This is a genomic window from Sinorhizobium sp. 6-70, from assembly GCF_030124375.1.
Taxonomy (GTDB): domain Bacteria; phylum Pseudomonadota; class Alphaproteobacteria; order Rhizobiales; family Rhizobiaceae; genus Sinorhizobium.
Map to the genome: position 1 here is coordinate 394,517 of NZ_JASKLS010000004.1, position 10,745 is coordinate 405,261.

Here is a 10,745-nt window from a genome sequence, read left to right on the forward strand (position 1 = left end):
CGATCCAAGGAAAAGACATGCGGTGATTGGAAGTGCTGCAGCAATCTTTGTGCGCCTGAAAGGACGCACGGCGCTGCAGCGCTGGTGGATACCGCCTTCGGCCAGGGGATATGGCCTTAACATAGTCGACCACAAGCGGGTAACGTCTTTCAGATGATTCTGTTGGACGATGTCCGATTCTAAACCTTTGGGGAAAGGTCCCTTATGCTGATCTGGCTCGTGGAACTGGCGGACCACTTTCAATTTTTCAATCTCTTTCGCTACATCACTTTCCGCACGGGTGCAGCTCTCTTCACTTCCGCCCTGATCGTCTTCCTGTTCGGCCCGGCGATGATCGCATCGCTTCGCATCCGCCAGGGCAAGGGCCAGCCGATCCGTGCCGACGGTCCGCAGACCCACTTCAAGAAGGCTGGCACGCCGACAATGGGCGGCCTGATGATCCTCGCCGGCATCGTCGTCTCGTCGCTGCTGTGGGCCGACCTTTCCAGCGTCTATGTCGTTTCGACTCTTCTGGTGACGCTCGGCTTCGGCGCAATCGGCTTCTACGACGACTATCTCAAGGTGACCAAGCAGTCGGACAAGGGCTTTTCGGGCAAGGCGCGCCTTGGCATCGAATTCGTGATCGCCGCGATTGCCGTATTCTTCATGATGCAGGCGGCGCTTTCGGCGGGGACCGCCGGCTCCACCTTCGGTTCCTCGGTGACCTTCCCCTTCTTCAAGGACCTGATGCTCAATCTCGGCTATTTCTTCGTGCTTTTCGGCGGTTTCGTCATCGTCGGCGCGGGCAATGCCGTGAACCTGACCGATGGTCTCGACGGCCTTGCCATCGTGCCGGTGATGATTGCGTCCGCCGCCTTCGGCCTCATCGCCTATCTCGCGGGCAACGCCGTTTTCGCCAATTATCTGCAGATCCATTTCGTGCCGGGCACCGGCGAACTCGCCGTGATCCTCGGCGCCGTTATCGGCGCGGGCCTCGGCTTCCTCTGGTTCAACGCGCCACCCGCCGCGATCTTCATGGGCGACACAGGCTCTCTGGCGCTGGGTGGCCTCATCGGCACGGTTGCCGTCGCCACGAAGCATGAAGTCGTAATGATCATCATCGGCGGTCTCTTCGTCATGGAGACGCTGTCGGTGATCATCCAGGTGTTCTGGTTCAAGCGTACCGGCCGCCGCGTATTCCTTATGGCGCCGATCCACCATCACTTCGAGAAGAAGGGCTGGACGGAAAGCCAGGTGGTGATCCGCTTCTGGATCATCGCCGTCATCCTCGCGATGATCGGCCTCTCGACGCTGAAGCTCAGGTGAGTGCGCGATGATCCCGGTCACCACATTCAAGGACAAGAAGGTCGCACTCTTCGGGCTCGGCGGTTCCGGCCTCGCGACGGCGCAAGCGCTGGTCGCGGGCGGGGCGGAGGTCGTTGCCTGGGACGATAATCCCGAGAGCGTCGCCAAGGCCGCGGCCGCGGGGGTTCCGACGGCCGACCTGCGTGGTGTCGACTGGTCCGCCTTTGCCGCCTTCGTGCTTTCTCCGGGCGTGCCGCTGACGCATCCGAAGCCGCATTGGACGGTTGATCTGGCTCACCAGGCCAGCGTCGAGATCATCGGCGACGTGGAACTCTTCGTGCGTGAGCGCCGGGTGCATGCCCCGGATTGTCCCTTCATCGCCATCACCGGCACCAACGGCAAATCGACGACCACGGCGCTGATCGCCCATATCCTCAAGGAAAGCGGGCGCGACACCCAGCTTGGCGGCAATATCGGTACGGCGGTGCTGACGCTCGATCCGCCGAAGGCCGGGCGTTTCTATGTGGTGGAATGCTCCTCCTATCAGATCGATCTTGCACCGACGCTTGAGTCCACGGCCGGGGTGCTGCTCAACCTGACGCCGGACCATTTGGACCGGCACGGCACGATGCAGCACTATGCCAATATCAAGGAGCGGCTGGTGGCCGGAAGCGGCACGGCGATCGTCGGCGTCGACGACAGCTTCTCCAGCCTGATCGCCGACCGGGTGGAGCGCGCCGGGACCAGGGTCGTGCGCATTTCGCGCCGGCAAGTGCTTGCCGACGGGTTTTATGCCGAAGGCTCGCGACTGATGCGCGCCAGCGGCGGCACGTCTTCGCTGTTCACACACCTTGAAGGGATCCAGACGCTGCGCGGCGGACATAACGCCCAGAATGCCGCTGCGGCGATTGCGGCCTGCCTTGCGGTCGGCGTCGACGAGAAGGACATCATCGATGGGCTTCGCAGTTTCCCGGGCCTGAAACACCGGATGCAGCCGGTCGGGAAGAAAGGTGACGTCGTCTTCGTCAACGACAGCAAGGCGACCAATGCGGACGCCGCGGCGCCGGCGCTGTCGAGCTATGATCGGATCTACTGGATCGCCGGCGGTCTGCCGAAGGAGGGCGGCATCACGTCGCTTGCGCCGTTCTTCCCGAAGATCGTCAAGGCCTATCTGATCGGCGAAGCCGCACCGGCCTTTGCGGCGACGCTCGGCGACACCGTGCCCTACGAGATTTCCGGAACGTTGGAAAAGGCCGTCGCCCATGCGGCGACGGATGCGGCACGGGACGAGGGCGGGCCTTCGGCCGTGATGCTCTCCCCGGCTTGCGCAAGCTTCGACCAGTACAAGAATTTCGAGGTGCGTGGAGATGCCTTTGTCGGGCATGTGGCAGCACTCGAGGGCGTGAACATGCTCGTCTGACGGGCGGAGTCGGGCCTGAACGATTGACGTTGGCGCAGATCTGCGCCGGAAAAGGGGACAGACAGATGGTAAGCCGAGCCGAACGTGGCCCCGTGGCCGACTGGTTCTGGACGATCGACAGGTTTTTTCTGGCGACCTTCATCCTCCTGATGGGCGTCGGCTTCATGCTCTCCTTCGCTGCCAGCCCGCCGGTTGCCGAACGGCTCGGCCTCGACAGCTTCCACTTCGTCAAGCGTCACGCGCTGTTCCTCTTGCCGTCGCTCGCGGTGATGGTCGGCATCTCCTTCCTTTCGCCGCGCCAGGTCAGGCGCGCAGCGATCATCCTGCTCGGCGTCTCGCTCAGCATGATGGTGCTGGTGCTCTTCGTCGGTCAGGAGGTCAAGGGTTCGTTGCGCTGGATATCGATCGCCGGCATTTCGATCCAGCCCTCGGAATTCATGAAGCCGGCCTTCGTGGTCGTCTGCGCCTGGCTTTTCTCCGAGCACGCGCGGCAGCCGGAAATCCCAGGCAATCTTTTCGCCATCCTGCTTTTCGGCATCGTCGGCGCGCTTCTTGTCGCCCAGCCGGACCTTGGCCAGACCATCCTGACCACGGCCGTCTGGGGCGGCATGTTCTTCATGGCCGGCATGCCGTGGCTCTGGATTATCGTGCTTGCAGGCGCCGCGGTCGGCGGTTTCTTCGTCGCCTATACCATGCTGCCGCACGTTGCCGGCCGTATCGACCGGTTCCTGACCGGCGAGGGCGATACCTTCCAGGTGGACACGGCACGCGAAGCGATCATTCGCGGCGACTGGTTCGGTCGCGGCCCGGGTGAGGGTGTCGTCAAGCGCATCATCCCCGACAGCCACACCGACTTCGTGTTCTCGGTCGCGGCGGAAGAGTTCGGCATCGTCTTCTGCATGGTCATCGTGCTGATCTTCTCCTTCCTGGTCATGCGTGGTCTCAGCCATGCCTTCCGCGAGCGGAACGATTTCAACCGCTTTGCCGTTGCCGGTCTGGTGCTGCAACTTGGCATCCAGTCGATGATCAATATCGGCGTGAACCTCGAACTGCTTCCGGCCAAGGGCATGACCCTGCCGCTGATTTCCTATGGCGGCTCCTCGATGGTGGCGATCTGCGTGACGGCCGGTTTCGTCCTGGCATTGACCCGGCATCGGCCGGAGAAGCGCGCCGTGGAGCGTAGCCTCTTTCGATCCGGTGTCGGAATGCCGGCGGAGTAAGTCATGAGCAAAGGCATCATTCTTCTTGCCGCCGGCGGCACCGGCGGTCACCTCTTTCCCGCGGAAGCGCTGGCGCATGAGCTCAGGGCCTCCGGCTACGACGTGCATCTGGCGACGGACAGCCGCGCCGAGCGCTTTGCCGGCCGGTTTCCCGCCGACGAGATCCACATTGTGCCTTCCGCGACGATCGGCTCGAAGAACCCGATCAAGCTGGCGCGATCGGTCTGGAAACTCTGGACCGGCTTGCGCGCGGCGCGGCGGCTGATCGCGCGCCTGAAGCCCAAGGCGGTGATCGGTTTTGGGGGCTACCCGACGGTCCCGCCGCTGCTCGCTGCCACCGGCATGGGCGTCCCGTCCATGATCCACGAGCAGAATGCGGTGATGGGGCGGGCCAACAAGATGCTGGCCTCGCGCGTGCAGGCGATCGCCGGAGGCTTTCTTCCGGAGGGCGCCGGGGCGTTTGCGACGAAAACGGTGACGACCGGCAATCCCGTTCGTCCGGCCGTGCTCGAGGCGGCAGGCACGCCCTATGCGGGTTTCTCGAATAACGCGCCGTTCCATCTGGTCGTCTTCGGCGGCAGCCAGGGCGCGCAATATTTCTCGCAGGCGATCCCGCAGGCGATTTGCCGTCTCGAGGACGCCGCGCGCCAGCGGCTGCGGGTCACGCAGCAGGCGCGTCCCGAGGACCGGGAAGGCGTTAGCGCGGCCTATGACAAACTCGGCGTTCCGGCGGAGGTCTCTCCCTTCTTCAACGACATGGCGGCGCGGATAGCAGCCGCCCAGCTCGTCATCTGCCGCTCGGGCGCATCGACCGTGTCCGAGCTCGCGGTGATCGGCAGGCCGGCGATCCTCGTGCCCTATCCCTATGCGCTCGATCACGATCAGGCGGCGAATGCGGCCGCACTCGCGGCCAAGGGCGGTGCCCGCGTGATCGCGCAGGCCGAGCTCAGCGCCGAGCGGCTTTCGGGCATCCTCGCCGATGCCATGAACAATCCACAGGCCCTGGCGCAGATGGCCGCCAGTGCCCGCGAAACCGGCAAACCGGACGCCGCGCGCTTGCTTGCGTCCCTCGTAGAGGCTATTGCCAGCGGTTTGACAGTCGAGAAATTCAAGGAAACACGCTCATGAAAATGCCGAAGACGATCGGGCTCGTACATTTCATCGGTATCGGCGGCATCGGCATGAGCGGCATCGCAGAGGTGCTGCACAACCTCGGGCACCGGGTGCAGGGTTCGGATCAGTCGGACAGCGCCAACGTGCAGCGCCTTCGCGAGAAGGGCATCAAGATCTCCGTCGGCCACAGGGCTGAAAATCTCGGCGACGCCGAAGTCGTCGTCGTCTCGACGGCGATCAAGAAGGACAACCCCGAGCTGATTGCCGCGCGCGAAAAGTTCCTGCCGGTGGTGCGGCGCGCCGAAATGCTGGCCGAGCTCATGCGCTTCCGCAATGCGATCGCCATCGGCGGCACGCACGGCAAGACGACGACGACCTCGATGATCGCGGCGCTGCTCGATGCGGGCGGGCTCGATCCGACGGTCATCAATGGCGGGATCATCAATGCCTACGGCACGAATGCTCGCATGGGTGCCGGCGAATGGATGGTGGTCGAGGCGGACGAGTCGGACGGCACCTTCCTGAAGCTGCCCGCCGATATCGCGGTCGTCACCAATATCGACCCCGAACATCTCGACCACTACGGCAATTTCGACGCGGTGCGTGCTGCCTTCCGGCAGTTCGTCGAGAACGTGCCCTTCTATGGCTTCGGCGTGCTCTGCCTCGACCACCCCGAGGTCCAGGCGATGGTCGCCAAGATCGAGGACCGCAAGGTCGTCACCTATGGCGAGAACCCGCAGGCAGACGTGCGCTACCACAATATCCGCATGGACGGCGCGACCTCGGTCTTCGATATCGAGATCCGCCGCCGCCGCACCGGCCAGGTGATCACGATGAAGGACCTGCGCCTGCCGATGCCCGGCCGCCACAACGTTTCCAATGCCACGGCCGCCATCGCGGTCGCCCAGCGCCTTGGCATCAAGACGGAGGATATCGCGAAGGGGCTCGCCGCCTTCGGTGGTGTCAAGCGGCGCTTCACGCTCACCGGCGAATGGAACGGTGCCCGCATCTTCGACGACTACGGCCATCACCCGGTCGAGATCAAGGCGGTGTTGAGGGCGGCGCGCGAGGCCTGCCAGGGCCGGATCATCGCCGTCCACCAGCCGCATCGCTACAGCCGTCTTTCGAGCCTTTTCGAGGACTTCGCCGCCTGCTTCAACGATGCCGACACGATCCTGATCGCGCCGGTCTACGCGGCGGGTGAAGACGCGATCGACGGAGTGGATTCGGAAGCGCTGGTCAACCGCATCAAGGCGGCAGGGCATCGCGACGCGCGTTACGTCGGCGGGCAGGAGGCGATCGCGCCGATCGTCTCGAAGATTGCGCAGCCGGGCGATTTTGTGGTTCTCTTGGGGGCCGGCAGTATTACCTATTGGGCTGCAGCCCTTCCCAAGGAACTCGCGAATATTTCAGGAATTTGAGCATGAAACAGGTTAACGGTCAGAAACTTCTCGAAGCGCTCGGAAGCGGCGTCAGCGCAGTCCGCGGACGCATCACCCCCGATGCCCCGATGGACCGCGTCACCTGGTTTCGCGCTGGCGGGCTTGCCGAGCTCATGTTCCAGCCGCACGACACGGACGATCTCGTCACCTTCCTGAAGCTTGTGCCGGAGGATGTGCCGGTGATGGTGATCGGCGTCGGCTCCAACCTGCTCGTGCGCGACGGCGGCATACCGGGCGTGGTCATCCGGCTTTCGGCCAAGGGCTTCGGCGATCTCGAACTCGTCGGCGAAAACCGCATCAAGGCGGGTGCCATCTGCCCGGACAAAAACATCGCTGCCATGGCGCTCGATCACGGCATTGGCGGCTTCTATTTCTACTACGGCATTCCGGGCTCGATCGGTGGCGCACTGCGGATGAACGCCGGCGCCAATGGCGGCGAGACGCGCGAGCGGGTCGTGGAGGTGCATGCAGTCGACCGCAAGGGCAACAAGCATGTGCTGAGCAACGCCGACATGGGCTATAGCTATCGCCATACGGCGGCGGCGAAGGACCTGATCTTCACGCACGCGATTTTCGAAGGCTATCCGGAAGACAAGAACAAGATCCGCACCGACATGGACGCCGTGCGCCAGCATCGCGAGACGGTGCAGCCGATCCGCGAGAAGACCGGCGGATCGACCTTCAAGAACCCGGAAGGCCATTCCGCCTGGAAGCTCATCGACGAGGCGGGTTGTCGCGGAATGATGATCGGCAGCGCCCAGATGTCGCCGCTCCACTGCAATTTCATGATCAATACGGGGCAGGCGACCGGCTACGAGCTCGAATATCTCGGCGAAACCGTGCGCTCCCGCGTGCTAGAACATTCCGGCATTCGCCTCGAATGGGAAATCAAGCGTATCGGCAACTTCATGCCGGGTTACGAGATCAAGGAATTCCTCGGCCGCGGCATCGCCTGAGCCGGAGCAGGAAAACGAAAGGGCCGCGATGGGGTTACCGTCGCGGCCCTTTTTGCTGTTTGTTTGGAACTGTCGCCAGCCAGGGACTTCCTCCTCTAGATTCCGACGCCATTATTTTTCCGACTTCTGAACTCCTTTCTTAGCACGATCGCACAAAGCGCTGATTTTCCGCCTAATTGCCTTGTTTCGGCAGGCGTTTTCCGGTGTCAAACCTGATGCGTTTCATGAGAAGAGTTAACCAAAGTAAACGGTTCATTAACCATAATGCCGTTCTAGTGGCCCTGTTCGGGCGCCCGTGACTCGGCAGCCGGAATCAGCCAGGCGCAAGCAAGCATTGTGATAGTGGCGTATTGTTTGGGGGTTTTGATGAGCGGCAGGCATGTTGCTGTCCTGATGGGCGGATTTTCCTCGGAGAGGCCGGTGAGCCTGTCTTCCGGGGCTGCCTGCGCCGATGCTCTCGAAGCCGAAGGCTATCGCGTGACGCGCGTGGATGTCGGTCGCGACGTGGCCGCGGTTCTCGCCGATCTCCGCCCGGATGTCGCTTTCAATGCCCTGCATGGTCCGTTCGGCGAAGACGGCACGATCCAGGGAATCCTGGAATATCTGGAGATCCCCTATACGCATTCCGGCGTGCTTGCCTCCGCGCTCGCCATGGACAAGGCGCAGGCCAAGCATGTTGCCAAGGCCTCCGGCATTCCGGTTGCAGAGGCGCTGATCATGGATCGGCGGACATTCGGCAACGAGCACCCGATGAAGCCGCCCTACGTGGTCAAGCCGGTTCGCGAAGGCTCGAGTTTCGGCGTCGTGATCGTCAAGGAGGATCAGTCGCATCCGCCGCAGGTGATCACGTCGAGCGAATGGCGGTACGGTGACCGCGTCATGGTCGAGCGCTACATCGCCGGCCGCGAGCTGACCTGTGGCGTCATGGGCGAGGTCGCGCTTGGCGTCACCGAGATCATTCCGCAGGGGCATGCCTTCTACGATTATGATTCAAAATACGTAAAAGGTGGTTCAAGCCACGTCATTCCGGCACAGATTTCACCAAATATTTACCAAAAAATACAAACACTCGCTTTGAAGGCGCATCAGGCAATCGGTTGCCGCGGCGTCAGCCGATCCGACTTCCGCTTCGATGATCGCGGTCCCGGCGAAGGCGAGTTGATCTGGCTGGAAATCAACACCCAGCCCGGCATGACCCCGACCTCCCTGGTGCCCGAGATGGCGCAGCATGCGGGCCTTCAGTTTGGTGAGTTTCTCAGGTGGATGGTGGAGGACGCGTCGTGTTTGCGTTGAGGGGCAGAATGGGCAGAAGGGTGCGTCACCCGCTCGGCGTCGCCGCTGAGGCGGATGAGACGTTCGTTCTGCCGCGTCCGTTGCGCAAGGTAGTCCGTTTCTTGGTCAGCCTCGGTACCGGTCGCATCCGCTTCCCGGCGCACACCGGCACGCTTTCGGCCGCTGCCTTCCTGGCGGCGACGGGCTTTTACGGCATGTCGCTCGGCGGCCACACGCAGAATTTCGCTCAGGCCTCGACGACCGCCGCAGGCTTTGCAATCGAGGACGTGCGGGTTTCCGGCAACGAGCAGACGTCCGAGATCGATATTCTTCAGCAACTCGGGCTGGACGGCACGACGTCGCTCGTGGCTCTCGATATCGCCGAGGCGCGGAGACTGATCAGCGAATTGCCCTGGGTGCAGAACGTCACCGTGCGCAAGGTCTATCCGGGCACGATCGAGGTGAATCTCGAGGAGCGCAAGGCCTTCGGCATCTGGCAGCACGGTTCCGACCTGTCCCTGATCGAGCGGAGCGGCAGCGTCATCGCGCCGCTTCGCGACAACAAGTTCGCCGCGCTGCCGCTGTTCGTCGGCCGCGACGCCGAGACGGCCGCCGCCGGTTTCTACGACGAGTTCTCCCGCTGGCCGGAATTCCGCTCGCGCGTGAAGGCGTTTGTGCGCGTTTCCAGCAGGCGGTGGGATCTGCGCCTCGACAACGGCATTATCGTCAAGCTTCCGGAGAACGACATCGTCCGGGCGATGAGGGTTCTCTCCGAAATGGAGGAGAAGCATCAGCTTCTCGAGCGCGACATCGCCGCTGTCGATCTGAGGCTTGAAGACCGCACCACAGTACAATTGACGCCGGAAGCCGTTGCCCGGCGGGAAGTCGCGTTAAAGGCGAGGGAGAAGATGCTGAAAGCCCAGGAGAAGCGGATATGAGTTTGTTCGGTTCTTCCAATCTAGGTCTTCCGCGTCTGAAGCCGCTGTCTTCCAAGCGGTCGCATGTCGTCTCGGTGCTCGACATCGGCTCGACCAAGATCGTCTGCATGATCGGCCGGCTGACGCCGCGCGCCGAAAGCCAGATCCTTCCCGGCCGCACCCACAACATCGAAATCATCGGCATCGGCCATCAGAAGTCGCGCGGGGTGAAGAACGGCGTCATCGCCGATCTCGACGCGGCCGAAGGCGTCGTCCGTCTTGCGGTCGACGCCGCGGAGCGGATGGCAGGACTGACGATCGACAGCCTGATCGTCAATGTTTCCGCCGGCCGCCTGCAGAGTGACGTCTATACCGCGACGATCGATCTCGGCGGACAGGAAGTCGATGCCAGCGATCTCAAGAAGGTGCTCGCCGCCGCCGGCCAGCAGTCGCTGCGCTCCGACCGGGCGATCCTGCATTCGCTGCCGACCGGCTTCTCGCTCGACGGCGAGCGTGGCATCCGCGATCCGCTGGCGATGTTCGGCGACGTCCTCGGCGTGGACATGCACGTGCTGACGGTCGAGCGGGCCGCCCTCAAGAATCTCGAGCTCTGCGTCAACCGCGCCCATCTCTCGGTCGAGGGCATTGTTGCTACGCCCTATGCCAGCGGTCTTGCCGCACTCGTCGACGACGAGGTGGAGCTTGGCTGCGCGGCCATCGACATGGGCGGCGGCACGACGACGATTTCCGTCTTCGCCGAAGGCAAGCTGGTTCATGCCGATGCCGTCAGCCTCGGCGGTCACCATGTCACCACCGATCTCGCTCGCGGACTTTCGACGCGCATCGAGGACGCGGAGCGGCTGAAGGTCGTGCACGGTTCGGCGTTGCCGAACAGCGCCGACGAGCGTGACATCGTTTCCGTCCCGCCGATCGGCGAGGACGACCGCGACCAGCCGACCCACGTGCCGCGTGCGCTGGTGTCGCGCATCGTTCGCGCCCGCATCGAGGAGACGCTGGAGCTCATCCGCGACCGCATCCAGCGCTCCGGATTCAGCCCGATCGTCGGCAAACGTATCGTGCTGACGGGCGGCGCCAGCCAGCTGCCCGGCCGGCGGGCAGCG

Annotated in this window: 9 protein-coding genes; all 9 read left to right on the top strand. The window is 63.3% G+C overall.

The window, feature by feature from the left end; genetic code table 11:
- Positions 1-204 precede the first annotated feature (204 nt).
- Positions 205-1,305, top strand: coding sequence for a phospho-N-acetylmuramoyl-pentapeptide-transferase (gene mraY, locus QN222_RS11580; protein WP_225165836.1), 1,101 nt, complete (start codon positions 205-207; stop codon positions 1,303-1,305).
- Between the two features lie 7 nt (positions 1,306-1,312).
- Positions 1,313-2,704 carry a UDP-N-acetylmuramoyl-L-alanine--D-glutamate ligase gene (gene murD / locus QN222_RS11585; protein ID WP_283965286.1) on the top strand — a complete coding sequence of 464 codons (1,392 nt, stop codon included), beginning with the start codon at positions 1,313-1,315 and terminating at the stop codon, positions 2,702-2,704.
- A gap of 65 nt (positions 2,705-2,769) precedes the next feature.
- On the top strand, positions 2,770-3,924 hold the full coding sequence (gene ftsW, locus QN222_RS11590; RefSeq protein WP_283965285.1) for a putative lipid II flippase FtsW: 1,155 nt from the start codon (positions 2,770-2,772) through the stop codon (positions 3,922-3,924).
- A gap of 3 nt (positions 3,925-3,927) precedes the next feature.
- A complete protein-coding gene (gene murG, locus QN222_RS11595) occupies positions 3,928-5,052 on the top strand; it encodes an undecaprenyldiphospho-muramoylpentapeptide beta-N-acetylglucosaminyltransferase (RefSeq protein WP_283965284.1) in 1,125 nt (374 codons plus the stop codon).
- On the top strand, positions 5,049-6,458 hold the full coding sequence (gene murC / locus QN222_RS11600; RefSeq protein WP_283965283.1) for a UDP-N-acetylmuramate--L-alanine ligase: 1,410 nt from the start codon (positions 5,049-5,051) through the stop codon (positions 6,456-6,458). Before murG ends, murC begins: the two co-directional genes overlap by 4 nt.
- Positions 6,459-6,460: 2 nt before the next feature.
- Positions 6,461-7,435, top strand: a complete 975-nt coding sequence (murB, locus tag QN222_RS11605) for a UDP-N-acetylmuramate dehydrogenase (protein ID WP_283965282.1) — start codon at positions 6,461-6,463, stop codon at positions 7,433-7,435.
- Positions 7,436-7,801: 366 nt separating this feature from the next.
- Positions 7,802-8,728 (top strand): D-alanine--D-alanine ligase, encoded by a 927-nt coding sequence (locus QN222_RS11610; protein WP_283965281.1) that lies wholly within the window; start codon positions 7,802-7,804, stop codon positions 8,726-8,728.
- Positions 8,716-9,645: a cell division protein FtsQ gene (ftsQ, locus tag QN222_RS11615; protein ID WP_283965280.1), complete on the top strand. Its 930-nt coding sequence runs from the start codon at positions 8,716-8,718 to the stop codon at positions 9,643-9,645. Before QN222_RS11610 ends, ftsQ begins: the two co-directional genes overlap by 13 nt.
- Positions 9,642-10,745, top strand: a 1,104-nt coding sequence (gene ftsA / locus QN222_RS11620) for a cell division protein FtsA (RefSeq protein ID WP_284005439.1), incomplete at its 3' end; no start/stop codon positions are given. The genes ftsQ and ftsA, both read left to right, overlap by 4 nt.